Origin of the sequence: Phytohabitans aurantiacus (assembly GCF_027923225.1) — a bacterium.
Classification (GTDB): domain Bacteria; phylum Actinomycetota; class Actinomycetes; order Mycobacteriales; family Micromonosporaceae; genus Phytohabitans; species Phytohabitans aurantiacus.
In genome coordinates this window covers 185,700-209,894 of sequence record NZ_BSDI01000017.1, presented here as the reverse complement: position 1 = coordinate 209,894, position 24,195 = coordinate 185,700, and the positions used below count along the sequence as shown (strand labels likewise).

Annotated in this window: 29 protein-coding genes and 1 pseudogene; 15 read left to right on the top strand and 15 right to left on the bottom strand. The window is 67.6% G+C overall.

The features are described 5' to 3' along the window. Nucleotides 1-55 precede the first annotated feature (55 nt). From QMG73_RS19835 to QMG73_RS19825, 3 genes are all read right to left on the bottom strand, one after another. Nucleotides 56-2,218, bottom strand: a complete 2,163-nt coding sequence (locus QMG73_RS19835) for a terpene synthase family protein (RefSeq protein WP_281897779.1) — start codon at nt 2,216-2,218, stop codon at nt 56-58. 80 nt (nt 2,219-2,298) lie between these two features. Then, entirely contained in the window at nt 2,299-3,756 is a 1,458-nt protein-coding gene (locus tag QMG73_RS19830) for an alpha/beta fold hydrolase (RefSeq protein WP_281897777.1), read from the bottom strand. A 139-nt stretch (nt 3,757-3,895) separates the two neighbouring features. After that, nucleotides 3,896-4,849: a helix-turn-helix domain-containing protein gene (locus QMG73_RS19825; RefSeq protein ID WP_281897801.1), complete on the bottom strand. Its 954-nt coding sequence runs from the start codon at nt 4,847-4,849 to the stop codon at nt 3,896-3,898. A 53-nt stretch (nt 4,850-4,902) separates the two neighbouring features. Between QMG73_RS19825 and QMG73_RS19820 the strand changes: the two genes are divergently transcribed. After that, nucleotides 4,903-5,298: an MmcQ/YjbR family DNA-binding protein gene (locus tag QMG73_RS19820; RefSeq protein WP_281897776.1), complete on the top strand. Its 396-nt coding sequence runs from the start codon at nt 4,903-4,905 to the stop codon at nt 5,296-5,298. 38 nt (nt 5,299-5,336) lie between these two features. Here the strand turns inward: QMG73_RS19820 and QMG73_RS19815 are convergent, their stop codons facing one another. Then, a complete protein-coding gene (locus QMG73_RS19815; protein ID WP_281897774.1) occupies nt 5,337-5,816 on the bottom strand; it encodes a MarR family winged helix-turn-helix transcriptional regulator in 480 nt (159 codons plus the stop codon). Nucleotides 5,817-5,889: 73 nt separating this feature from the next. Here QMG73_RS19815 and QMG73_RS19810 point away from each other — a divergent pair, with 73 nt between their 5' ends. The 5 genes and pseudogenes from QMG73_RS19810 (at nt 5,890) to QMG73_RS19790 (ending at nt 8,864) form a co-directional block, all read left to right on the top strand. Next, entirely contained in the window at nt 5,890-6,759 is an 870-nt protein-coding gene (locus QMG73_RS19810; RefSeq protein ID WP_281897772.1) for an LLM class flavin-dependent oxidoreductase, read from the top strand. Then, nucleotides 6,756-7,115 carry a DoxX family protein gene (locus QMG73_RS19805; protein ID WP_281897771.1) on the top strand — a complete coding sequence of 120 codons (360 nt, stop codon included), beginning with the start codon at nt 6,756-6,758 and terminating at the stop codon, nt 7,113-7,115. Before QMG73_RS19810 ends, QMG73_RS19805 begins: the two co-directional genes overlap by 4 nt. Before the next feature lie 49 nt (nt 7,116-7,164). Continuing rightward, nucleotides 7,165-7,941: pseudogene (locus QMG73_RS19800) on the top strand (TauD/TfdA dioxygenase family protein); the annotation flags it as partial. 50 nt (nt 7,942-7,991) lie between these two features. Next, on the top strand, nt 7,992-8,384 hold the full coding sequence (locus tag QMG73_RS19795; RefSeq protein WP_309299499.1) for an NUDIX hydrolase: 393 nt from the start codon (nt 7,992-7,994) through the stop codon (nt 8,382-8,384). A 3-nt stretch (nt 8,385-8,387) separates the two neighbouring features. After that, nucleotides 8,388-8,864: an SMI1/KNR4 family protein gene (locus QMG73_RS19790; protein WP_281897769.1), complete on the top strand. Its 477-nt coding sequence runs from the start codon at nt 8,388-8,390 to the stop codon at nt 8,862-8,864. A gap of 114 nt (nt 8,865-8,978) precedes the next feature. On the opposite strand, the gene QMG73_RS19785 is transcribed toward QMG73_RS19790, so the two are convergent. Beyond that, entirely contained in the window at nt 8,979-9,458 is a 480-nt protein-coding gene (locus tag QMG73_RS19785) for a MarR family transcriptional regulator (RefSeq protein WP_281897767.1), read from the bottom strand. Between the two features lie 95 nt (nt 9,459-9,553). On the opposite strand from QMG73_RS19785, the gene QMG73_RS19780 reads away from it, so the two are divergent. After that, the gene (locus QMG73_RS19780) at nt 9,554-10,402 is read left to right on the top strand and encodes an alpha/beta fold hydrolase (protein WP_281897764.1); all 849 of its coding nucleotides are present in this window, start codon (nt 9,554-9,556) and stop codon (nt 10,400-10,402) included. A gap of 218 nt (nt 10,403-10,620) precedes the next feature. Here QMG73_RS19780 and QMG73_RS19775 read toward each other — a convergent pair whose 3' ends face one another. Next, the gene (locus QMG73_RS19775) at nt 10,621-11,298 is read right to left on the bottom strand and encodes a DUF899 domain-containing protein (RefSeq protein ID WP_281897762.1); all 678 of its coding nucleotides are present in this window, start codon (nt 11,296-11,298) and stop codon (nt 10,621-10,623) included. Between the two features lie 176 nt (nt 11,299-11,474). On the opposite strand from QMG73_RS19775, the gene QMG73_RS19770 reads away from it, so the two are divergent. Continuing rightward, nucleotides 11,475-11,720 (top strand): hypothetical protein, encoded by a 246-nt coding sequence (locus QMG73_RS19770; RefSeq protein WP_281897760.1) that lies wholly within the window; start codon nt 11,475-11,477, stop codon nt 11,718-11,720. Between the two features lie 452 nt (nt 11,721-12,172). On the opposite strand, the gene QMG73_RS19765 is transcribed toward QMG73_RS19770, so the two are convergent. From QMG73_RS19765 to QMG73_RS19760, 3 genes are all read right to left on the bottom strand, one after another. After that, on the bottom strand, nt 12,173-12,526 hold the full coding sequence (locus QMG73_RS19765; RefSeq protein ID WP_281897758.1) for a hypothetical protein: 354 nt from the start codon (nt 12,524-12,526) through the stop codon (nt 12,173-12,175). A 304-nt stretch (nt 12,527-12,830) separates the two neighbouring features. Then, entirely contained in the window at nt 12,831-13,022 is a 192-nt protein-coding gene (locus QMG73_RS46400; protein WP_407676827.1) for an HNH endonuclease, read from the bottom strand. Between the two features lie 29 nt (nt 13,023-13,051). Then, nucleotides 13,052-13,216 (bottom strand): hypothetical protein, encoded by a 165-nt coding sequence (locus QMG73_RS19760; RefSeq protein WP_281897756.1) that lies wholly within the window; start codon nt 13,214-13,216, stop codon nt 13,052-13,054. A gap of 107 nt (nt 13,217-13,323) precedes the next feature. Between QMG73_RS19760 and QMG73_RS19755 the strand changes: the two genes are divergently transcribed. The 3 genes from QMG73_RS19755 to QMG73_RS19750 all read left to right on the top strand — a co-directional run bounded on the left by QMG73_RS19755 (nt 13,324) and on the right by QMG73_RS19750 (nt 15,513). Further along, entirely contained in the window at nt 13,324-14,370 is a 1,047-nt protein-coding gene (locus tag QMG73_RS19755; RefSeq protein ID WP_281897754.1) for an aminoglycoside phosphotransferase family protein, read from the top strand. A gap of 74 nt (nt 14,371-14,444) precedes the next feature. After that, the gene (locus QMG73_RS46395; RefSeq protein WP_407676825.1) at nt 14,445-14,750 is read left to right on the top strand and encodes a helix-turn-helix domain-containing protein; all 306 of its coding nucleotides are present in this window, start codon (nt 14,445-14,447) and stop codon (nt 14,748-14,750) included. 223 nt (nt 14,751-14,973) lie between these two features. Next, on the top strand, nt 14,974-15,513 hold the full coding sequence (locus QMG73_RS19750; RefSeq protein WP_281897752.1) for a shikimate kinase: 540 nt from the start codon (nt 14,974-14,976) through the stop codon (nt 15,511-15,513). Nucleotides 15,514-15,932: 419 nt separating this feature from the next. Here QMG73_RS19750 and QMG73_RS19745 read toward each other — a convergent pair whose 3' ends face one another. Further along, entirely contained in the window at nt 15,933-16,313 is a 381-nt protein-coding gene (locus QMG73_RS19745; RefSeq protein WP_281897751.1) for a hypothetical protein, read from the bottom strand. 399 nt (nt 16,314-16,712) lie between these two features. Then, nucleotides 16,713-17,243: a hypothetical protein gene (locus tag QMG73_RS19740; RefSeq protein WP_281897750.1), complete on the bottom strand. Its 531-nt coding sequence runs from the start codon at nt 17,241-17,243 to the stop codon at nt 16,713-16,715. Nucleotides 17,244-17,577: 334 nt separating this feature from the next. Here QMG73_RS19740 and QMG73_RS19735 point away from each other — a divergent pair, with 334 nt between their 5' ends. Then, the gene (locus tag QMG73_RS19735) at nt 17,578-18,120 is read left to right on the top strand and encodes a hypothetical protein (RefSeq protein ID WP_281897747.1); all 543 of its coding nucleotides are present in this window, start codon (nt 17,578-17,580) and stop codon (nt 18,118-18,120) included. Nucleotides 18,121-18,336: 216 nt separating this feature from the next. On the opposite strand, the gene QMG73_RS19730 is transcribed toward QMG73_RS19735, so the two are convergent. The 3 genes from QMG73_RS19730 to QMG73_RS19720 form a co-directional block, all read right to left on the bottom strand. Next, nucleotides 18,337-18,921: a hypothetical protein gene (locus QMG73_RS19730; protein WP_281897745.1), complete on the bottom strand. Its 585-nt coding sequence runs from the start codon at nt 18,919-18,921 to the stop codon at nt 18,337-18,339. 740 nt (nt 18,922-19,661) lie between these two features. Then, nucleotides 19,662-20,201: an ATP-binding protein gene (locus tag QMG73_RS19725; protein ID WP_281897743.1), complete on the bottom strand. Its 540-nt coding sequence runs from the start codon at nt 20,199-20,201 to the stop codon at nt 19,662-19,664. Nucleotides 20,202-20,295: 94 nt separating this feature from the next. Next, a complete protein-coding gene (locus QMG73_RS19720) occupies nt 20,296-21,513 on the bottom strand; it encodes an MFS transporter (protein WP_281897740.1) in 1,218 nt (405 codons plus the stop codon). Nucleotides 21,514-21,598: 85 nt separating this feature from the next. On the opposite strand from QMG73_RS19720, the gene QMG73_RS19715 reads away from it, so the two are divergent. From QMG73_RS19715 to QMG73_RS19705, 3 genes are all read left to right on the top strand, one after another. Beyond that, nucleotides 21,599-22,051 (top strand): winged helix-turn-helix transcriptional regulator, encoded by a 453-nt coding sequence (locus QMG73_RS19715; protein ID WP_281897738.1) that lies wholly within the window; start codon nt 21,599-21,601, stop codon nt 22,049-22,051. 224 nt (nt 22,052-22,275) lie between these two features. Further along, entirely contained in the window at nt 22,276-22,695 is a 420-nt protein-coding gene (locus QMG73_RS19710) for a hypothetical protein (protein WP_281897735.1), read from the top strand. 152 nt (nt 22,696-22,847) lie between these two features. Next, nucleotides 22,848-23,402: a GNAT family N-acetyltransferase gene (locus tag QMG73_RS19705; RefSeq protein ID WP_281897732.1), complete on the top strand. Its 555-nt coding sequence runs from the start codon at nt 22,848-22,850 to the stop codon at nt 23,400-23,402. Nucleotides 23,403-23,694: 292 nt separating this feature from the next. On the opposite strand, the gene QMG73_RS19700 is transcribed toward QMG73_RS19705, so the two are convergent. Beyond that, complete coding sequence (locus QMG73_RS19700; protein WP_281897730.1) at nt 23,695-23,955, bottom strand: hypothetical protein; 261 nt, start codon at nt 23,953-23,955, stop codon at nt 23,695-23,697. Between the last annotated feature and the right edge of the window lie 240 nt (nt 23,956-24,195).

Here is a 24,195-nt window from a genome sequence, read left to right as displayed (position 1 = left end):
GGAGCGCGGGGCGCGCCCGCGCGGATAGGGCGCGCGGGCGGGTGGGAAGGTGAGGTTAGCGGTGGATGAGGTCGAGGAGGCGGGCGGTTGTGGTGCCCAGGCCGGTCGGGCCGGTGGGTGCGGGTGGGCCGACGAGGCGCCATCGGAGCTCGGATTCGGTGTATCGGCTGGTCTTCTGGTGCCACAGCAGCACACCCGACATCCAGTCTTTCAGCTCCTGGATGTATCCATCGAGCGCCGCCCGCGCGGGCGCCTCGAGCGCGAAACTGTCGCACAGCAACGGAATCTCGGTGTCGACAAGGTACTGGAACTGCCGCATCCGCCCGGTCATCAGATCGTTGGCGATCGCGATCGCCCGTGGGGCGTCGCAGTCCAGGAAGTTCTGGATGACGAGCACCCCGTTGTTCAGCTCGCCTTCGAACTCGATCTCCTTCTGGTACGAGAAGATGTCGTTGACCAGGCAGCAGTAGTCGGCGGCGGCGTTGTCGAGTGCGCGCATCGGCCGCGACCGGTAGACCTCCGGCGGCAGTGCCTGGCCGCGGGTGAGGCGTGCCAGGCCCATCGTGAGGTCTGAGCCGAAGGTCAGCCGGCGCATCTCAAGGTAGTCGACCGGATCGGGGATGCGATGCTGGATGTGGTTGGCCAGCTCCCACAGCCAGCTTCGACACATATCCATGATGGACTGTCTGAACTGGAGTCTGCCCGCCGTCGACATTGTGCCCGCGGTGCGTGGCCACAGGTCGGCCAGGCCGCGTTCGACGGCGTTCAGCGGTGGTGGTGTCGCGGTGCCGTCGATCGGCAGGAACGCCTCCAGCCGCTCGGTGAACAGTTTCGCCCCCACCATGTCGCGGGCGCGCCCGAACACCGCCGGGAAGTAGTCGTCGGCGTAGGTGCCCCAGGTGAGCCAGCCGGTCGACACGTCCACGTCGTCGGGCGTACCGGTGGGGTTGATGGCCGCGGCGCAGAGCGCGAAGTCGAAGCCGCGCAGGGTTTCCTCGTTCCAGAGGCCGGCGCCGGTCACTCCCGGCATCGCGTCAAGAAAGCCCATGGCGCGCGCCCATGGGACCACCGCGCGACGCGCGGCGTCCAGGTGCGGGCTGATCGTGTACTGGTACGGCATCGTCATGTCCGGCAGGCGGGACGGGCCGACGCCCTGGTGTGGCACGTGGGTGAAGCTCGCGAAGCGCAACCGGCTGGCCGACATCCCGATGCCGAGCGACTGACCGTGCGCGCCGCTGTTCATGTAGCGGCTGGAGCGCAGGTGCCATTCGTGGCCGCCGGACTGCCAGTCTTGCAGCCCTTTGACGTAGGCCAGTACGGCGGCGCACTGAGCCGGATCGAGGCCATGCTCCACGAACAACGGTGGGAGTTCGGTGAATACGGTGTTTTCGAACTGTTGCAGCCGGGAGGTGAGCAGGTCGTTGACGGCGTTGGCGGCCTCCTGCGGTCCACAGTCGAGGAAGTGTTCGAGTACCAGCACGCCGTTGTTGATTTCCCCTTCCGACTCGGTCTCCCGCTGGTAGGAGAAGATGTCGTTGCGCAGGTGTACGCCGTCGGAGAAGGTGTCCTTCAGCACCCGCATCGGCCGGGTCGCGGCGATCGCGGCCGGCACCTCGGCGCCGACGGCGTATTCGACGAGGTCGGCCGACCAGGGGGCCCCGCCCACCTTCCGGCGCATCTCGACATACTCCACCGGGTTCGGCAGGCGCTTGTCGTTGATGTTGTGCAGTTCCCACAGCGACTCGGCGAGCAGATGGTGGGTGCTGGTCGCGAAGCGTTCCCGCCACGCCGTCGACATCGCCGGGATGGTGCGGGCCCACAGGTCGGCCAGTCCACGTTCGACGGAGTTCGTCGGTTCCGGTGTGGAGCCACCATCGACCGGCATGTAGAGGTGCAGCCGGTCCAGGTACGCCGTGGCGCCGGCCAGGTCGCCGGTGCGCTTGTAGAACTGGAGGAAGTGGTCGTCGAAGAAGAACACCCACACGTACCAGTCGGTCACCAGGTCGAGCGCGTCGCCCCCGCAGTCGGGGTGCGTGTAGGCGCACAGCAGGGCGTAGTCATGCGAGTCGAAGTCGTGCTCGTCCCAGACCTGGGAGCCTTCGATCATCGTCATGTCCCGGGCCCATGCCTTGGAGTGCGTCCGCGCGCGCTCCAGGTGGGGATTCAGTCGCGCCGGGTGCGGCACGTAGAACGTGGGCAGTGTGAACGGCTGGCTCATAAGTCGATCTCATCAGCCGCGCCCGCCGAAGGACATGGTCAATCACTCGTTGGAGTGGGGTGAACGTCCGCAGCAGGTTCTCAGCAGGTCAGGTCCTGTGCGGGCAGGCGCCCGTCGGTCAGGTACCCGGTGACGGCACCGGTCAGGCAGGCGTTGCCCTGGCCACTCAGCAACGGCACGTGCGCCCGCTTGTCCACTGTGACAAGCCGCGAACCCGCGATCGCGCGGGCGGTCGCGACGGAGTTGTCCAGCGGCACCGAGGCGTCGTGTGTCGCGGCGAGCACGAGCGCCGCCGGTGCGCGGTTGCGCCGCAGCGGCACGGTGTTGTCTTCGCTGACCGGCCAGTAGGCGCACGGGTTCACATTGGCCATGGAGGGTCCGTAGACCGGGTACCGGTTGCCAAGGGTGGCCAGGGCCTGCCGGTAGGTCCGCGGATCGCGCGGCCAGGCGTTGTCGCCGCAGCGATAGGCCAGGTTCGCCGCGGTGTGGTTGTCGGCCGGTACGCCGGGTGTGCCGGGCAGCGCGGCGGGTCGTGGGTCGATCGGGATCGGTGGGGGCGCACCGGAGAAGATGGCGGCGAGGTCGGTGGCGACCACGGGCCAGAGCTGCTCGAAGATGGTCGCTACGACGGCCAGGTAGCCGAGTTCGCCGGCGGTCCACGCGTGGTCGCCGGCCGGTATCGGTGTGACCGCCGCCCGCGCGAAGGCCAGCCGCACCGTCTCGCCGACCGCGGCCGGCGTGGCGCCGAGCCCGAACGTGGCGTGGTTGGCGGCGACGTACGCGGTGAACGCCGCGTAGTTGTCCTCGAACGCCGGGATGCGCGCCAGCTCGTACCGATGCCAGGCGCTGTCGTAGTCGACCGGACTGTCCAGCACGAACCGGTCGACGCGGTGCGGAAACAGCGTGCTGTACGCGGCGCCCAGCATCGCGGCGTACGAGCCGCCGAGGAAGGACACCGTTCGCTCGCCGAGGGCGGCCCGGATGACGTCCATGTCGCGAGCGGCCTGTGCGGTGGTGGCGAACGGCAACGCCCAGCCGGCATGCCGGGCGCAGTCGCGCGCGTACGCCCGCGCCTCGCGTGCGGTGTCCTCAAAGGACTGGTAGGTGGCGGTGCGTATCCAGTACCCGCCCGGCTCCTCTTCCGGTTGCCCGCAGGTGATCGGGGTGCTGCGTTCGATGAACCGCATGTCGAAACCGACGATGTCGTATCTCGCCAGCACCGCCGGATCGACCGTTCGCGCGAGATTCAGCGGCTCCGGGACGCCCGCGTTGCCCGGCCCGCCGCCGGTCGTGAAAAGCACACCGCGTCGCGTTGTCGGGTCCGCCGCGGGCAACCGGGAGACCGCGATCTCGATGGTCCGGCCGCCGGGGCGCGCGTGGTCGAGCGGCACCCGCACGGTGGCGCACCGCAGGCGCGGGTCGTCGACGCCCGGGCAGGCGAGCCAGTCGAGGCGCTGACCGCCGGCCAGCGCGGGCACCGCCGGAGCGGCGAGCACCACGCCCGCGACGGCGGCCACGATCCGGGTGACAGCACGCATCGCGCCTCCATACATCGACAGGCATACATAGGCTATCAGTGGGGCGAGTGGGGTCGAAGGTCTGGGGAAGGCGGTGGGTGAGGCCGCGGGAGCGACGGTCTTGCGCACGGCGGACGTCGCGGTAGCTCAAGCCTGTGATCTATTCCCCGGCGTGCCCGCCTGATCGGGACCCGGGCGGCGGGCCGGCGGCGAAGGCGGCCGGGGTGAGACCGGTGCGGTCGCGGAAGAAGCGGCCGAAGTTCGCGGGGTCGGTGAAGCCGAGGTGGGCGGCCACGGTCCGGGCATCCCACCGGGCATTTGCGAGCAGGCGCCGGGCTTCCAGGAGGCGTCGCTCGTCGATGAGTTCGCGTACTCCCCTGCCGGTGGCGTCCCGGGCGGCGCGGCTGAGGGTGCGGACCGAGCAGCGGAGCAGCTCGGCGTAGTCCGCGGCTTGGTGCAGCTGGCGATAGTGCAGCTCCAAGGCGTCCAAGAAGTGTCCGTACCTATCGGCGCGGCCGGTGCCGGCCGGGGCCGTACCGGTGGGGGCGATGTCCGGCGAGTTGGACAGGCGCAGCAGCAGCGATTCGAGGAGGCTGCACCGCAGGGCGTGGTGGATGTCGAGGCGGCGGCGCCCCAGTGCGCGGTGTTCGTCCAGGAGCTGCAGTGCCGTCTGCTGTAGCCAGGCGGTGTCGTCGGGGTGCGGGCTGAGCACGGCGGGGGCCTCGTGCGCGGTCAGCGGAGCCAGCAGACGGGCGAGGTCGGGCCGCAGCACGTCCGGTTCGAACAGGATGAACAGGCCGCGGGCCGCGCCGGGCGGATGCCAGCACTGCGCGTGCCCGGGACGCACCCACAGCCACTGGCCGGGGGCGACGGTCCGCGTGACGTAGTCGACGTCGTGCCGCAGCTCACCCTCGGTCACCGCGATGAGGTAGTGGAACGTGGCTCGGCCCGGACGGGGCGGATTCCACGGCCAGTCGTCATGCCGGGCGAAGAAGTCCTCGACGGTATTCACCTCAAGGCCGTAGGGCGTGCCGACCGGGGGCTGGAAACCGTACAGCGGGACCGCGGCCGGCCCGGCCTGCCTGCGCGACCCGGAATGTCGCCTGTCGACCATCACGTGTCCGCAGCCTACCGGCCCTCTCGGCGGCTTCGACGCAACGATGGGACGTGCCACAGTCCGTCACCACCGGAGAGGGCTCAGCACCCATGAACGGATCGGCCCTGCACAAGAGCGCCGCCAACTGCGCGGAGGAACTCCCCGGCGCGCAGCTGGAGCACCCCTTCGGCCCCGACTGGGAGGTCTTCAAGGTGGGCGGGAAGGTGTTCATGCTGATGACCGAGGTCCCGGGGCGTCCCGTCGTGATCCTCAAGGCGGACCCCGGCGAGGCCCTCGCCCTGCGCGAGCAGTACCGCCACATCACCCCCGGCTACCACATGAACAAGAGGCACTGGATCACCGTGGATGCCGGAGAAGGCATCGACGAGGAACTCGTCAGGGAGTTGGTCACCGACTCCTACCGGCTCGTCGTCGCCCGCCTGCCCAAGGCCGATCGGGAACAATGACGGCTCCGGTATCGCAGCGAGACCCAGCAGGCATCGGCTCAGGAGCTGGTCGTGGTGATGTCCTCGACGATCTCGCAGGTGTTGGAGACCGGATCGAGGCCGTTGACGTGGCTGGCCAGGCGGCGTAGCTGCGACGTGAAGGCTTCGTGCTCGGCCTGGGGCAGGCCGGCGAGCAGGTGGGCCTCGACCTGGGCGAGCCGGGTGTCGAGCTCCTGGAGCAGTTCGTGCCCGTGCGGGGTGGCCACGAGGTGCCGGATCCGCCGATCACCCGGTGCGAGCCTGCGTTCCACGAGCCCGGCCCGCTCCAGGTCGTCGACCAGGTAGGTCATCCCCGTGCGGTCGATCCCGAGCTGTTTTCCCAGCGCGGCCTGGCTGTTGGGTGCCGCCCGCGCGGCCATGAAGAGCACCTGGTAGCCGCGGTGCCCGCCGGGCACGCCATCGGTCACCGTGATCGCCGACCGCAGGTAGACGCGGAAGACCACGCCCAAGGCCCACCCGAGGCCGTCGTCAACGCTCATGCCGACCATCCTACGGTGAGACCTGCAGCACAAGAGATCGTCCGGAATACGGAACATCTGCTGCACTGACGACATGCCCGACTATGGCCACGACCTTCAATTCGGCATCTTCGTTCCGCCCGGCGCCGACACCGCGGGCGATGCGCTTCGCCTGGCCCGGCTGGCCGACACCGCCGGTCTCGACCTGGTCAGCGTGATAGATCACCCCTACCGGGGCGAGCTGCTCGACGCCTGGACACTGCTGTCGGTGATCGCGGCCCGGACCACCAGGGTCAGCGTCTTCCCGAACGTCGCCAACCTCCCGCTACGGGCACCGGCGGTCCTCGCCCGGGCGGCGGCGAGCCTGGACATCCTCAGCGGCGGCCGGGTCGAGCTCGGGCTGGGCGCCGGGGCGTTCTGGGACGGGATCGCCACGATGGGCGGCCCCAGCCGCACGGCAGGCGAGTCGGTCACCGCGCTCGACGAGGCGATCGCCGTGATCCGAGCACTGTGGACGCCCGGGCACCACGGCCGGGTGGAGGGGAAACACTACCGGCTCGCCGGCGCGCGTCCGGGCCCCGCCGCCGCGCACCCGATCGGCATCTGGCTCGGCGCGTACAAGAGGCGCATGCTGCGGCTCACCGGCCGGGCCGCGGACGGCTGGCTGCCCAGCAACCCGTACCTGCCGCCGGACCAGCTCACCGCCGCCAACCGCGTCATCGACGAGGCCGCGGCCGACGCCGGGCGCGACCCCGTCGCGATCCGCCGGCTCTACAACAGCTCAGGTTCGTTCGCCGGCCGCGGGCAGGCGTTCCTGCAAGGCCCGCCGAAGGTGTGGGTCGAGCAGCTCGCCGAACTCGCGGTCACCGAGGGCATGAGCGGGGAGCTGGCGCAGGTGCGCGACCTGGTCGAGCAGGTCGCCGCCCGGCTCGCCACTCCTACCCCTCAGAGGTCTGACAGATGAACGTGTTCCTGTGGATCGTCCAAGCCATCGTGGCCGCCATGTTCGCCATGACCGGTGTCCAGAAGCTCACCCAGTCCGAGGAGAAACTCGCCACCCTCCAAGGCATCCCCCCGAACGCGCTACGGCTGCTCGGCATCGCCGAAATACTGGGCGCGCTCGGGCTCATCCTGCCCGCCGCCACCGGCATCGCACCGGCCCTGACCCCGACCGCCGCGACCGGCCTGGCGATCATCATGGTGGGCGCCGTCACCATCCACATCCGCCGGCGCGAGCCGGCCGCCGGCGTGGTCACCGCGGGCCTGTTCGCGCTCGCCGTCGTCGTCGCCTGGGGCCGGTTCGGACCCTACGGGTCGTAAGCCCGACCCGGCGGGTGCGCGTGGTCGACCTGCTCGCCGAGCTACGCGAGACGCCGAACTGGCGGCGATACGTGCCGCCCTGGTGGAACGCAAGGTACTGTTCTTCCGCGACCAGGACCTCGACCCGGACACGCAGATCGGGCTGGGCCGGCGGCTCGGCGAGCTGACGGCCTCCCATCCGGTCGTAGGCGGGGTCGACGACGACCATCCCGAGATCTGCGCGCTCGACAGCGCCGACAACGGCTTCGCCGACGTCTGGCACACCGACGTCACCTTCATGCCCCGCCCGCCGCTCGGCTCGATCCTGCGCGCCGTGGTCCTGCCGCCCAGTGGCGGCGACACGACCTGGGCGGACAGCCAGATCGCCTACGAGTCGCTGGCCGAGCCGGTACAGCGGCTGGTCGACCAGCTCTCCGCGGTGCACGACGGCAACCGCGAGTTCGGCTACTACCTGGCCCAGCGGCGTGGCGGGAAAGGCAGCGTCTGGGACGGCGAGGTAGTGACCCGTCTGGACCCTGTGGAGCACCCGGTCGCGCGCGTCCACCCGGAGACCGGACGGAAGGGCATCTTCGTCAACTCCGGCTTCACCTCACACATCGTCGGTGTCTCCGAAGCGGAGAGCCGCGGCATCCTCGACCTGCTCTACGCCCACCTGACCAAACCCGAACACCTCGTGCGGCACCGCTGGCGCCCCGGCGACGTCGCGACGTGGGACAACCGGAGCACCGCCCACTACGCCAACCGCGACTACGGCACCGCGCACCGGGTCATGCACCGCATCACGCTACGCGGCGACCGCCCGTACGGACCGGCCGCTCAGCGCTGACACCGCCCGCCACGGCGTATCAGACCGCACTGCACGGGTAGCCTCCCGTGGTGACCACACCGGCTGGCGACTACACCGCGACCCTGCCGCGCAAGCGAATGGGCGCCGCAGTGCTGCTACGCGACCGCACCGACCGGATCCTGGTCGTGGAGCCGGTGGACTGGGTACCGCCACGCGCTGGCCGCACCGAGGGGATCATGTTCGTCTTCGACGGCGGTGTCCTGGACCCTGCCACGGTGCGGTTCCACCTGCCGGCCGACGAGCTACGCGGTTGGGCCTGGTCGACGCTGCCCGAGGCGCAACAGCGGCTCTCGCCGCTGCTGGCTCGGCGTGCCGCCGCCGCGCTGCAGGCGGTCGCCGGCGGCGTCAGCTGGTTCAGCCGGCGTTCCGGATCGGCACCGCAACGGTCCGGGCGCCCCTACGATCCGTACCAGGAGGACTGATCTTTGACTCAGCAGCTTGCGGAGTTGTGCGGTCTGGTCCCACCGCCGGCCGAACCCGTGCGCGCCGACTGGGACGAGGTGGAGCACGACCTCGGGCTGCGCCTACCCACCGACTACAAGGGACTGGTTGACCGGTACGGCGACAGCGAGCTCGGGGAGTTCATACGGCTGCTCGACCCGAGGACACTGGCACCCACCGCGCGCGAGATCCTGGACGACGAGATCCCACTGCGCGCGCAGTGGCCCCACCAGTACCCGTATCCGTTCCACCCGGAGCCCGGCGGCCTGCTGGGCTGGGCGACCAGCCGCAACGGCGACTGGCTCTGCTGGCTGACCGACGGCGACCCGCACGCGTGGCCCGTGATCCTGTGGCAGCGCCGTCCTATGTGGTACCACCGGCATGAGGTGCGCGCGACCGGCTTCCTTCACGGATGGCTGACCGGCCGCATCACGACCCTCGTGCTGCCCGCGCAGGGGTAGCCGCCCGGGGCGATCCGGGCGGCGTCGCGTACACGTCACGGTTGTTCTCGGCACGGGTGTTGCCAGGCATCCAGAACGCACCACCCGCGCTCGCGCCGTGTCAGCCGCCGGCGATCAGCCGGTGCTGGGTGTGGAGTCGGACGCTGTCCGGAGCCGGGCCAGCGCCTGTGGCGTGAGGTGCCGGGCGAGCGTGTCCAAGGCCTCCACGACCTCAGCGATCCGCTGCGGGTCATCGGCGCCCAGCGCAGCGGCGAGGGCGCCGTCGATCGGCGTCGAGCGGACCTGCACGACGCGCGTGGAGACCTGCGCCGCCGGCCGCACCAGCAGCCGACGCCGGTCGGCGGGGTCCACCGCCGTGTCGATCGCGCCGGCCTCGCGGAGCCGGGCGATGCACGCGGACACCTTGCTCTGCGGGAACCCGGTCCGCTCGGCGATCTGTCCGACCGAGCTGTCCGGGTGCGCGCGGATGTCAGTGGCGACGATGAGCACCGACCGGTGGCTGGTGGAGTACGCACCGAACCCTTCGGTCGGGATGGCCTCCTCGCCGATCTTCATCAACGTCCGACCGAGCAGGAACAACTCGATTCCGTTCACGTGACCAACGATACATCCGATCAGATGCATCAGACTAGATGCATCTGATCGGATGCATTAACGTGATCTTCCACGCCACCAAACCCGGAGGACCGATGACCAGCACCCAACCCGCCACGACCGGAACGCTGCCGGTCCCCGGCGCCACCCTCTACTACGAGGTCCGCGGCACCGGCCCGCTGCTGCTGATCAGCCAAAGCGGCGAGGGCGACGCCAACCGCAGCACCGACCTGGTCCACCAGTTGTGCGCCGACTACACCGTGGTCACCTACGACCGCCGCGGCCTGTCTCGCAGCACCCTCACCGACCCCGCACGGCCCGGCACCCTGACCGAGCACGCCGACGACGTGCACCACCTGCTCTCCACTCTGACCGACAAGCCGGCACTCATGCTCGGCTGCAGCCTCGGCGCCGTCATCGGCCTGCACCTCGCCGTCCACCACCCCGGCCAGATCAGCACCCTCATCGCGCACGAACCGGTCGCGCCCTGGCTCCTACCTCCAGCCGAACGCGCCCATCACGAGCGCGAACTGGCCGACCTCCAGCAGACCTACCGCGACAGTGGCCTGGCCGCCGCCCTCCCACAGATCGCCGCCGTTCTCGGCATCGACCCCACCAACCAGGACGCCGAGCCCGACCTGACGCCGCAACCCATGACACCGCAACGGATCGCCAACTTCGACGTATTCATCCGACACGACTTCACCGCGATCGCGCGAGACAGCCTGGACGCCGCCGACATCGCCGCACTGACCGACATCCGCATCGTCCCAGCCGTCGGATGCACCACCCCACGCGCCGTCTTCGACTACCGCTGCGCCCAACAACTCGCGACGCTCCTCGACAATGACCTGATCGAGTTCCCCGGCGGCCACAACGGCAACACCACCCACCCCGAGGCATACGCCACCCGACTACGCCGGACCCTGCGCGACACCGCCTGACTCGAGTCTCAACCTCATCGTTCAGTACGCAGACCTGTGCACCCCCGTTTATCCGTACGACGTCGAACGCATCACCGGCAAACGGCCCTGACCATCGGGGAGTTCGGCGCCGCCCGCACAGCGTGCCGCGCACCGGGTGCAAGGGTTGTTGGGTGCGTCGGATCCATGCCAACCTGGTCCGCCCGGGCGGCGCGCAGGCACGCCCGGGCGCGGAAGGTTCAGGTGGCGGGACCGTACAACCGCGCGACATCGGGTGAGTCGAGCCAGCCGCTGTACGTGGGCTTCTTTGGCCAGCCTTCTGGCGAGTCCTGCCACTGCTCCTGCCGGCCATAGGGCAAGACGTCGGCCAGGGCGAACGTGTATGTGAACTGTTCAACCCCGCGGCCGATGGTGTGCCAGGTGCGGTAGACCGTTTCGCCGTCCCGCAGAAACACGTTCATCGCGAACCCGCCGCCGGGCGGCGCGTCGACGTCGGCGCCGAACGGGCTGTCGGCGGTGGAGTACCACGTCATCGTGTTGCCGACCCGCTTGGCGTAGTCCAGGGCCGCCTCGATCGGCCCCTGGGTGACGATCACGAACCGTGCGTCGTAGTTGTCGAGGAAGCCCAGCCGGGTGAACGAGGAGGTGAAGCTGGTGCAGCCGCCACACTGCCACTCAGCGTCCGGCTCCCACATGTGGTTGTAGACGATCAACTGCGACTTGCCGTCGAAAATGTCGACGAGCCGGACCGGTCCTTCGGCGCCGACCAGGGTGTAGTCGGGCATCCGCACCATGGGGAGCCGTCGCCGCTGCGCCGCGATCGCGTCGAGCTCCCGGGTGGCCGCTTTCTCTCGGGCGCGCAACTTGTCCAGCTCCTCGCGCCAGGTCGTGTAGTCGACAACGGGTGGAATAGCCATGATCAACATCTCCTTGGTTTCGGCCTTCAACCCTATGACCGATCCCAGCACGAAAACTCATCGAAGGGCCGCGGACTCCGCCCCGCTACGCGCGCTCGCGCGCGTTCCTAGGCAGTGGGCACGCGGCCGGTTTCGTCGGACTTCGTCGACGTGGCCGTCCTGCATACACTCCGTCCGTGACGGAGAAGCTTCCGACCTTCCCGTGGAACGACGGTGAGGGCGAAAAAGGCTGGTTCGAAGGAATCGATTCTTCCTTCGACACGTGGAAGCACGACGAGCACATGCCATTCGACGACGCGGAGATGGTGTGGCAGGAGCTCCTCGACCGGCTGGAGGAGGAAGACGTCAGCTTGACCGCTGAGCAACGGCGAACCGTGCGCCCCATCTTCGACAGGCTCTGGGCAAACTACAAGGCCTTGTAGGACAGACGAAGCTCATGTACGGGTCGTTCAGGGCGCCGAGCACACCTCCTGGATGTAGGCGAGGCGCCCCAGGGAGAGCCGGCCGTCGCCAAAGCCGCCCAGGTACATGCTGGCCAGCGCCCTGAGTCGGTCAGGGTCGAGCGACTCCGGCCCGGGTCAGCGGGCATGACGGCGCCGGCCAACTGGGTGGAGCACGACCGTCTCGGCGGACAGCTCAGGAAGCAGGGGTTGGCCAGCAGCCTGGTGCGGTCCGACGCCATCGCAGCGCCATTCAGGGCGACCCGCCGCTCCCATGCCGTGCCGTGGTGATGGATCACAACGATCCCGCTGAAGGACGACGCACCCAGCCTCACTCGATCAAGGCACCGCGGATGTGGCAGCCCTCTCGGCCGCCCAGAACCGACACCACATTATCGGCGGCAGATGAGTGCGCCTCCGCTCGATCTGAGCGGTCACAGTTCTATACGGCGCAGCCACCAATGAAGGTCCTGCCGGGCAAACGGGTTGTTGACCGTGCGCCTCAGATATTTGTCATCGAGAGGTCGAAGCGCGTCGCGGAACTCGCGCCTTGCTTTGCGCCGAAGCGCCCACATGGCGAACTCCAGCAAGGTACGCACGTGGAAGTCACCAGCACGCCAGTTCTCGGGGTAGACGTCATAGCACCGGTTGTCGGTAACGACGGACCGCCGCCGCCCGCTCAGCGCCCATCGACGGAACGCATGTGCCACCTCCCCCTGGTGGAGTCCATTGGCGCGCTCGAAGGAGGCCAACTGGCGGTTGGCTGAGGCAGATAATCCACGGATCAAGGGTGGGCGACCGTATCGGCGTCGCCGAGGTAGCTGAGACCTGATCTCACCCGGAGCCCGGCGGGGCATGGCCACTTCCAGCGTCATCCCGCGATGAAGGTTGCCGCTCATGGTAGAGCAGCCACTTTCGCAGGTGGGACAGCCCCCGGCACGTGCGCTCATGCCGGGTAGCAGCGGCGCATTGCTGCGCCGCCGCCCCTTCAGAGTGAAGTCGACCGCCGGCGAGGTGCCGTTGGTGGGTCCTTTCCGTCGGTCTCTTCCCGAACTGTGCTGGTCACTTTCGCGACACACGGCTCTCCAGTGGTCAATTCCGGGTGGGTGCGTTTGGGCGGCCCGCGTGGATGTCCTTGTGGCAAGGGCGGCAGATGACGATGGGCTTGCGGCGCCGCTTTGCCATGAGGTGAGCCCATGCCGGCCTGTCGGGCCGGTCGTGGCGGTTGAGGTCGGCGAGCTTGCGGATGTGGTGCACTTCGATCTGGTTCCGTGAGTCGCAGATCTCGCAGCAGTCGGCCAGGAACCTGTGGATCAGCTCGTTCTGGCCATGACCGGTGCCAGGTCGGTGAGGACCGCGTGGCGTTCGCGTCGCAGCGGGATCCCGCCGAAGCGGGCGACCAGTGGCTTCCTGCCGCGATCGCGGCGCAGCCAGCGACGGTCATGGCAGTCACCGCCTTTCGGCACCGTCACCGTCACCGTCGCATTCAGGCACATTCGCATTCAGGCACATCACTGATGCCCGCCGATGGAGCCGCTCGGCGCCGTGTCGTCAAGGGGCTGTCGCTCGATGGCATGATGCAGCGATGCTCCGCACCCGGCGTTCCCGCCATGAACGCGTCGCGGCGTCGTTGGCCGCCTGCACCGACGGCGAACTGACGGCGTTGTTGCAGGCCGCATCACTCAACGGCGTGGGCGTGGGCGGCAGCTCCTCGATCGCCGACGTCGACGGCGTGCCCGTGTTCGTCAAGCGGGTCCCGATCACCGACCGGGAACTGGCTCATCCGCACAGCACAGCGAACCTGTTCGGCCTGCCGGCCCGTTGGCAATACGGCATGTACCGCCTGCCCGGCCCGGGCTTCGGCGCGTGGCGCGAGCTGGCTGCGAACCAGAGCATCACGGAGGGCGTCCTGGCCGGGGAGGCGGAATCGTTCCCACTCCTACACCACTGGCGGGTGCTGCCCGGCCGCCCGCCGGTCGCCGCCGAGCACCTCGACATCGACGCCGTCCTCGCCCAGTTCGGTGGTAACCACGCTGTGCGTGCCCGGTTCGAAGCGCTGGCGGGCGCCACTACGAGCCTGGTGCTGTTTCTCGAACATCTCCCCGACGGGCTGCCTCGCTGGCTGAGCGACCCGGTCGGCACAGCCGCGACGGTCGAGCGGCAACTGTTCGAGATAGTGGCGTTCCTGCGTCACCGCGAGGTGCTGCACTTGGACGGACACTTCGGCAACATCCGGGCCGACGACGACCGGCTCTACCTGGTCGACTTCGGGCTCGCCACCTCGCCGCGCTTCGACCTGTCGGACGCCGAACGCGACTTCACCGCCCGCAACGTCGGTCACGATGGCGACTACGCTTCGATGCGGCTGGTGAACTGGCTGGTCACCTCGGTATGCGGGGTATCCGTGCTGGCCGACAGTAGTCCCGTCGCCCGCAACCGGTTTGTGCGCCGATGCGCGACCGGCGACATCCCACCGAACGTGCCGCCGCCCGTGGCGGAGATCATCGCCAGACATGCCCCCGCCGCCGCCCGGATGAACGACTTCTGCTGGCGCCTGTTCGACGGCGACCTCCACGCGGAGTATCCCGGCAGTGAAAACACGGCCCAGATCACTGCGGATCGGGCAGGTTGAGTAAGCAGACGACGCACTCGCCTCGGCACGACAGCGAGTTCCTAGCCCGTCGCCGGTACCGGTAGCGGGCTCCGATGCGACGGGACTTTGCAGAGATCTTGACCGGCCTTATGACCAACCGCAGGCTCACGGCGAGGGTCCTCAGCCGCGCATCCGGGCGAGCCGAGTCGACAATCAGGCAGCTCGTCGCAGGTGCGGTCGCACCCACAGCCGAGATCCTGCAGGACATCGCTCCGGCGCTCGCGATGTCGGTTGCCGACCTACTGGTCATCGCAGGTCTACCTTCGGAACACGACCCGAACAGACCAGCCATTACGCAGCCATTCAGGAGATTGCCAGCCTCGTGGCCGCAGCCACGCATCTCACCACCGAACAGGTAGACCAGGTGACCGCCCTCGCGCGAGAGCTCAGGGCAGAGAACGCATAACCCGGCCTGCGCCAGAAACGCACTATCTTCGGCATTTCAGGACGTTGCGGTCGCGGAGTCGACACGGCCAGGGTGGACATCTGGAGCCCCATGCCGCTGCGTTGCTCCCTCCGCGGTTGCTGGTTGGGTGGCGGCCGTCGTCCCGCAGCCGCACCCGTCGCTACCCTTGACCGGTCATGATGCGTGTTTCGATTGTCGGTAACTCCGGCTCGGGCAAGTCCACGCTGGCCAGAGCCATCGCCGCCCGCCTGGGCGTTCCCTACGTCGAACTCGACGCCATCCATCACCAGCGCAACTGGCAACCAATCCCCACCGACGAGTTCCGGACGCGCGTCGACGCAGCCACCGCGAGCAGCAGATGGGTCGTGGACGGCAACTACTCGGCAGTCCGAGACCTGGTCTGGGCACGTGCCGACACCGTGGTCGTACTCGACCTGCCACGGCACAAGGTCATGCGCCAGGTCATCTCGCGCACCGTTCGCCGGGTCGCGTTTCGAGCCGAGCTGTGGAACGGCAATCGCGAACGGTGGCGCAACCTGTTCACCAGAGACCCGAACGAGTCCGTCATCCTATGGGCCTGGCACCGGCACTCGGTCTACCGGGATCGATACCTGGCCATGGCCAACGACCCCCGCTGGCGCCACCTGACGTTCGTGCGAATCCAGTCCCGCAAAGACATCCGCCGCCTGCTGAACAGCATCAACTCTGTTCCATAGACTCGGGCCCGTCACCACAACATATTTTTCACTGAGACTCACTGTTCTCGGCATGTTAGATCACTATTAGCAGACCTCGCGGCCGTTGCGTACACCTGCGCAACAGCTTCCAGCAACGAGGCTGGTCAATCACCGCGACACCGCAAGACCGCAACCTGACCGAGAGAGCCGAACAGATCCCAGAGACTCTCGGCTTGACATGATCTAGTGGCGGACGGCGATATGGCCCCCATGCCGTGAGGGCGGCATTTAGGGCACCGGCCCGCGCGCATCCCTTCCTGGCTGAGGGCGCGGCAGCCGTCACTGCGCGGCGAGCGTGGGCTTGAACCCTCTTTCACACGCAAGCTGCTCAGACCTTGCGATGATCGCGCTAACGTCCGCCTCGTTCCAGCACAGAACGTCCTTAATACCCACCAACGTCAACACCTTTGCTCCGATCTCTTCGCGGAGCCCAATATCACTGATAGGCACGTCTTCGCCGAGCGCGGCGCGGCGCGGATAAGCAACCCAGCCTCGACGGTCGGGACCTCCTCACCAAACGCCACACGCATCTCGTGCACGAAACCCTCGATCTCATGTGAATCACCGTTAGTGCGGAACTGAAGCCGGACAGCGACATCGAACGCAGCGCGCACCACAGAGTTCGCGTCGACCGAGCCCGTCCGCTTCACTTCGGCGTGAAGCCGGACACGCTCTTCACTCCACCGCAGCATAATCGCCCGCAGCATCTGTCCCATGAACGTGACCGGTTCCCGGCCGGTTCCGCCCGCGCCCGCCTGCTCCGATCGTTTGCCTGTCACGGCTCGCCATCCCTTACGTGCAGTCGCTTCGCGACACACTACCGTCGGCAATTGAGTAGCTTTACTGAGCGGCGTGGCCGTGTTTGCGGTTGACGACCACGCCGCCCGAGCAAGATCGTATCGGTGAAGGTAGGTCCGGCCATACATTGCCTACGGGCCGACGACGCCACAACGACAATCACATACGCGCGGTGGCAGCAGCCACGTTCCGTCCAACACCACGAGCGTCGGACCACCGCGTGGCCATGGCACGTTCTCATGGTGTACGGGACCGCCCGGTGACCATCTGGTGCTGGACGTCCACATCGATCGCGTAGCCCAGCGCCGGCAGGCCCTCGGGCGATGCCAGCCGAAATTCCGGCCCAGCGTCCGCCCCACACTTCACCGTACGAGGCCGGATCAGTCCGATGGGGGTTGCACGTCCACCACGACGACCTTCTCCGACTTGTAGGCGTTCAAGTCGGACAGCACCCAGTCCTCGCCAGCGCGGATGCGGTGGAACCGGAACGTCCCGTTCGTGCGGTTGGTGGCTACCACACACCGAATCGCGATCGGAGTGTCCAATCCGGACACCAGCCGGCATACCTCCAACGCGAACGCCAGGCCATGATGCAGCAGGATCGTCTGATCGGCGTCTGAGATGGCCGGCGCGCCGTCATCGGAAAGGGTGACCTCGACCGGGACGACGTCCTCCAAGTGGAAGCTGTTAACAAAGCACTCCCACCCGGTCAGATCAGGAAAGTTGCCAGGAGCAGGCGCCGCCCACCGCGCGCCGCCCTTCCACACCACAACCTCGCCACGCACCTCAATGCCGTCGGCAACAATCGCGCGCAGCCCAGGCGCAACCCCATCCGGCGGCACCAACAACCCCGGCCCCGTCAACACACCCAACCCCGCCGCGGCAGCGTCATTCATCCGGATCGCAAGCATCAGATCATGATCCCGGATCAACCCAGCCCCATACCGACCCGAGCGGAGCACGTCCAGTCCACATGTCCCCGACAACGTGAACACCAAGCCCCGCCGGACACCGCCCGGAGGGGCTCCCTCATGACGCCACATCCTCACCAACAACGACGCCTACACACTCATCGCGAACGGCGCGCAACACTACGGCCCCCCGAGCGGTGATCCTCTGGGGTGAAACGCAGGATGCCTGAGGTTCCTCGGAGGCGATCTCACACGTCGACCCATTCGCGAGCCCGCGTTAGGGTGAGCAGCACCAGAGCCACGGACTTTCCGCGACGGCCGGGCGGAGAACGGAATGCATGCCGCTAACACAATCATGACGAGGCGAACCCTCCGCAAGGGTGCACATCTTCTGCACCCGGGCGAGATGCTCCTCACTGCACATACGTACTGGAAGGTGGGCTTCCTACGGCGCAGGATGTTCAGCGCACTCACGGGCGGCATCGCGGATGGCGTCGAGGTCGCCTATGGTGTCGTGGCAGGCATTGTCGCCGACGTAGTAGCGCAGGCCGCCGACCACGGTGCCGATCGTATACTCACGAAAGAAGGCGAAGGAATCGCGTCCCGCCTCAACCCGGCGGTCGCGCACGGCATCCTGGCTGCCACGACCGCACGCATCGTATTTCTGCAGTGCGAGGAACTGATTCTTTGCCGTCGCCTGACCATCGGGGCCGAATTCCCTCGCCCGGACGTCAGATACGTGGGTCGAACTCCCAGCCGGGGCCCGATGCGCAATAACCTGATCATAGTCTTCGCTGATGCTTCGGCAGTGTTGGTCCGCCTTTCCCGCTTCGAAGGCGGCGCCGTTCTGCTTGATGGGTGGAGCCGTCCTGCTTGACTGGCTCCAACCCGCCGTACCTGGCGGTTATACGAGTAGGCCAGAGGCGATAACGTCATGTGCATTCGGGCCCCGTTCCGACGCATACCACAGCGGGTGGCCAGATCCTGTAAGGCACGCACATCGGCAGAGGCGTGTGTTGACGAGACCGTGTTTGCGGTGGCTGGACACGTCGCTGGCTGCTCAACCCAAGGACCTGGCGGCCATCGCCCGATGTCAGGCGGTGGCCGGACGGAAGTGGATGCCTTCGGGATCGGGCAGCAGCACGGCGGCGAACCTCCGGTCCCCGGTGATGTCGGTGTCCTGGTCGATTTCGAAACCGATCAGGGCACGTTGGAACGGGACGTCGGCGTGTACGGCGACGGCCACATCGGCGAGCCAACGGTCCAGCGGGGCCCGCCACGCCAGTGACTCGACGCCGCTGCGTTCGTCGAAGGGATAGCCGCCTATCCTGTGGTCGACTCGCGCCAGCGCGCCCAGCGGCAGGTAAAGCTCCAGGCTGTCGATGCCCTCGTACCGGAACGACAATGCACCGCATACCACCCGGTCACCGGACGGCACGGTCAACGTCCCGCGCAGATGCCCATGCTCATGCAATGCGGCCACGCCGGGCGTTAGATCAGTTGGGGCCGACCGCGGGCGGCAATGCTGGATGCCGGCGGCGCGCCACAGCGATCGCACGGCCCGGTCCAGCCTGTGGTCGTCGGCGGCGCCGAAGATGAGACAGAGTTCGTAGAAGCCGCCCGTCCAGTTCTCGTCGTCGCTCATGTCGTCCGCGGTTGCCATCTGACCAAAATCCATGATCCGGCGACCGGCGTCACCTCTATTTCACCGGTACATCCGAACGAACAAAAGGGACTCGCTTGGCCGGACTGGAGGCACACCTTTGGCATTTAAGGGCGTGTCGTTGGGCGGCGCAGCCGTGTTTGCGGATGAGTCGACTACGCCGCGTGTCCTGGCGCCTACCGCCAAGATCAGGGCCATCAGCGAGGCGGGCGTCAGTGGCGCCGTACCGGAACGGTTGATCAGACGGCACTGGCGCAGCCGCATATGACGCGTGACCTGGACCAACGCCCGACATCACCGGTTCCGTCACCCAAGAAACACTCAAATGGGATAAGCCATATTGAGGGCGCGAAGTCGCTGCTCTCACCCACACGCTCACCGCTACCCACCAGCACAAACACACAGACCACTCCCCGCCCGCCACACCCCGCCCATGGGCGGAACGCCCAAGACCCCAGGCGCAGCAACCGAGCCGCCACCGAACGAAAGCCCGGCCCCGAAGCACCGGGCCCAAACCTTCCCCAAAAGGGAAGCCCCCACGAAGCCGAGACGTCCAGCCCGCCTCCCCCGCGCAACCATCCGATGCACCAACCGACCAGGCGAGGCAGCCGCACCCAACCGACCACGATCATGCCAACCAGATGCCGACAGCACTGACGCACCCTCACCACCTGCTTGACCAGCAAAGCGAAGACATACGCTATCCGCGGCATGGCCGAGCCCAGGCGCAGCGCCAGCACAGGGGGTCGCCAGGACTATGCGACGTCTCGAGCACGGCAGGCAAAGGCACCCTGATGGTAGCGAGACAAGATGCTTGTAGCCACTTCCTCCGGAGTCCCTCTTGGCTCGACGATCAGGTGCCGGGCGTCGATCCGGGCTCGCTCGAACTGTTCGTGCATAAACCGCGTACCGAGCTCGTCATCACGGTTGCCCTCCCGAGTGGTCACGTTCTGCACGCAGCGTTCTACCGAGGGCAGCAGGACGGCGTAGTGCAACTCGTTCAGTCCGGTGGCTTCGAAGAACGTCGGCAGGAACCACGGCCCCATGACTCCGTCGAAGACGGCCTCGTATCCCCCCTGCGCGAACTGCCCAGCTGCCGCACCCGAGGCGCGGATGACCGTCTGGTTCTGATCCTTCGCCTCTGGCAGCCACGGCTTCTGCGCACCCTGGTCCAGGAATCGAAAGAAGGCGTCTCCACGGATCAGGACGCTTGGTGACAGACGCGAAGAAGCAATGGAGCTGACGGTCGACTTCCCGGCCCCGGGCGGCCCGGCGATGACAAGCAGAGTGGACATGTGACCCTGTGTATCCGCACCGCACGGCGTTATCAACGCAGTATCGGAGACGCCGACATCCCCATCCGGCGATTGGTGTTCGAGCCCGCGAGGTTCACCGGGCTGCTGACGACGTCAACGGCGCCTTTGGTGACCCCGTCTGCGGCAGGGTGGCCAGACCTCGGGTTGAGATGGCGGTGAGGAGTCCGAGTGCGGCATAGGTCGCGCCGAGTAGGCTCGCGGCTGTCCATCCGGCGGTGCTGTAGGCCCACGTGGTGGTGACCGCGCCGAGCGCGGAGCCGAAGGAATAGAAAGCCATGTAGGTGCCGATGACGCGGCTGCTCTGGTCGGGTCGGGCCGTGGTGAGCAGATGCTGGCTGCTGACGTGGACGGCTTGTACGGCGAAGTCCAGGACAACGATGCCGACGATCAGCAGCCACAGCGATGTCCTCGCCTGGGCGATGAGCAGCCACGAGGCCACCAGCAGGGCCAGAGACCAGCCGGTGACCGAGGACGCCAGGCCTCGATCGGCCCACCGTCCGGCCCGTGCCGCGCCGAGCGCTCCGGTGAGACCGGCGAGGCCGAACAGGCCGATCTCGGTGGTGCCGAGGTGCCACGGCGCGTCGCTCAGCGGGAGTGCCAGGCCGCTCCACAGCGTGCCGAAGGAGGCGAACAGGAAGAACGTGACCAGGCCGCGGCTCAAAAGGAGCCGGTCGCCGACGACCAGGCTGCCCAGTGATGCCAGCAGTTGCCCGTACCGGACCTGGGGACGGCCGACATCGGCCGTGAGCAAGTACCGAGTGGCGATCGCGAGTATCGCGCAGAGTGCGGCGAGCACGACATAGACCACGCGCCAGTCGGTCGCCTCGCCCAGGGCGCCCGCGATCATCCTGACACCGAGGATGCCGATGACCACGCCCGAGGTGACCGCACCGATGTTGCGTCCGCGCTCCTCGGCCGGCGAGACGGCAGCGACGTAGGCCACCGTGGTCTGGACGACCACGGCGAACAGTCCTGCCAATGCCAGTCCCGCGATGGCGATGGCACCGTGGGGAGCGGCGGCGGTCATTCCCGCGCCTGTCGCGGTGAGCAGCAGGTGGGCCGTGATGAGGTTGCGGCGGTCGAACCGGTCGCCGAGCGGCACCAGCAGTACCAGGCCCGCGAGGTAGCCGATCTGGCCGGCGGCGACCAGCCAACCCAGGACTTCGTCGTCCAGGCCCAGGTCGGTGCCCGCAGCAGTGAGGACCGGCTGGATGCCGTAGATGGTCGCCACCGCCACCGCGCACACCAGCGTTAACAGCGTCCGCTGCCTGCCGGTCAATCCCGACGGCATCTCCACCTCCAATAAGTTGCAGAATGCAACCGATTTGAGGTTAGGGCATACTGGTTTCAGATTGCAACTCACCAAGGGAGGGTCGATGGACGTCACACTCGCCGCCGGAAGTGCCTGGAGCGACCCGGCTTGCCCGGTCGCACGGACCGTCGACCTGGTCGGCGACCGATGGAGCCTGCTGATCATCCGCGACGCCATGGACGGGGCCGAGACCTTCACCGAGTTCCACCAGCGGCTGGGGATCGCCCGCAACATCCTCAGCGACCGGCTCCGCAGACTCTTCGAGCACGGCATCCTGGACAAGTACGCCGCCGCCGACGCCCGAAGCCACACCTATCGACTCACCGAAGCCGGAGAGGATCTCTTCACCGCCGTCGTCGCCTTGCGTCAATGGGGCGAGCGACACGCCTTCGCCCCAGGCGAGCCACACTCCATCCTTGTCGACGGCAAAGGACGGGAAATCCCCGAACTCCACACCGTAAGCCAGGACGGCGAGCCACTCTCCACCGCAACCTCGCACGTCCAGAAGATCACCTGAACCCAGTTCCTGGTCACCTCCGTGTGGCTGAAGCGGGTACGCCAGGAACGCTATTCAGAACGCTCCTATCCCCAGGTTCGGCTGCGAGCTGAGCGGCGCTGCCAGAGGTCGGCCGTGACACACAGCGATAACCATCCATGACAAGCCGATCGCGGTGGGGCGGCGAATGGCTCTGGGCTTCTGCGGATACGAACGCCGGTTGCTCGCCACTCTACGATCAGGTCGTGGAAGGCTCGTTCCGGCTCAGACAGATCGTTGGCGGCATACCCCACTGGGCACAGGTCGCAGTTCGGGCCGAGCCCGCTGAGCACGACGACGTCGCCGTTTTGGATGGGATTCTCGCCCGGCGACGGCGAGAGGTCTACGGCCCGACCGCGGCTGTCGACTCCCCGGCTGATCGACGGTTGGTGGCCGAGGCGGTCGACGGCGCACGGTACGCGCTGCGGCGCCGCGGCGATGACGCCACCAGCTACCTGGTGACCGTCACCCAGATCGTGGACGCGCCAGTCGACACCGCAGTCGGCGACGTGAAGCTCGCCGCGGTTGCGGCGACGTGCCAGGCCATCGGCGTGGAGTTGAAACGGCCACCGCTCATGGGTGCGGGTGGCGCGGTGTTTCCAGAAGACCAACCCGGCCCGGGGTAAGTCGGCGTCCGCTGCTGGGCCGGCGGGCGACGCTTGCTGACGACAGCCGCTCACGACACCGGTACCCGCCCGTACTCGGGCACCCTCCACGAAGTACACCCGACAAGCGCAGGTCATGCAGCAACCGACGGCAATGCGCGGATGATGGCTTGATGGACTGGCCCTTGACCCTGCGCACCGCGATGGTCGACGGCGACCTGACGTTGCGTCCATACAACCCGGTGCGGGACGCTCCAGCCCTGTTCGAAGCGCTACACGACCCGATCGTCTGGCAGCACATCCCTGGCGGAGCGCCAGCCTCCGCCACTGCACTCGGTACCCGACTTGCCAGACGACTGACCGGTGGCCTGCGATCCACCTGGGTCATCGACGTCGCCGAGCACGTGGCCGGCACCAGCTCCTTCATCTTCGATCCCACGGACGACGCCGGTCTGGAGATCGGCGCCACGTACCTGTCACCGCCGTTGTGGGGCACCGACGTCAATCGGCGGACAAAGGACTTGATGATCGACGCCGCCTTCGCATGCGGCGCGAACTGGGTGCAGTTACGCACCGACGAACGCAACGCACGCTCCGCCGCGGCAATACTCAAGCTCGGCGCGACCGAGCTACCCGCCCGGCAAGACCGGTGGTTTCGAACCGACGGCACACAGCGAATCAGCCGCTTCTTCAGACTTTATCCACCAGACACAACGCCTCGGACCTGACCGTGCGCCACCGCACAACCCCCGCCCAGTCTTGACCGCCAAGCGGTGACAGCACGCAACCCACCGACGTGCACCCATCCGCGTGCACGCCACGAGATATGCGCAGCTGGTCCAGATCCGCCGTCAGCTTGAGATCCAAGCGCACCTGGATCGGGACAGCCGCCCGGTTACTGTGCGGCCGTGGGGTTCAGCGTGCGCAGCCATGATCACGTAGGGTCGCGGGTATGTCCATGCAGGACAGTCAGCATCCCGAGCACATGCCGAAGGCCCCGCATCGGCAAGCGGCTGGTGCTCATCGAACCTCAGACAAGACGGTGACGACAGCGGCGACAACAGCGAAGTTCGCTGGCCCTTGACCTCGGATCCACAGCAGCGGCGGTAAGGCATCCGCGGTCACGATAGGGTTCGGCAGATCTTCCGGCCAGGGCTCGTCAGGAGCCAGCGTCGTCGCTTCGAGGTCGAAGAACGGGATGTCGCCGCCGGGCAGCCTATGCATGGCGAGGTAGTAGATGTTGCGAATTGACAGGGTGACGTCTGGTTTCGCAGGACCCACCGAAGTCCGATCTCCAACGCATCGGCCGCCCCGATGATCGACAACGACAGCGACTCCAGTCCATAGCCCTGGCACGACATGATCGCTTGGCGCGCGCCGTCGAAGACGGACATCTCCTCACTCACCACGTGAGTGTGCCTGGCTGTTCACCACTCGCGGTCGGGGCCCCAAGCCTGCGCGATCCCCCTGGACCTACCTCAGCCCGGTCAAGTTCGAAGACCCGCGTTCGCTGGTAGCCTC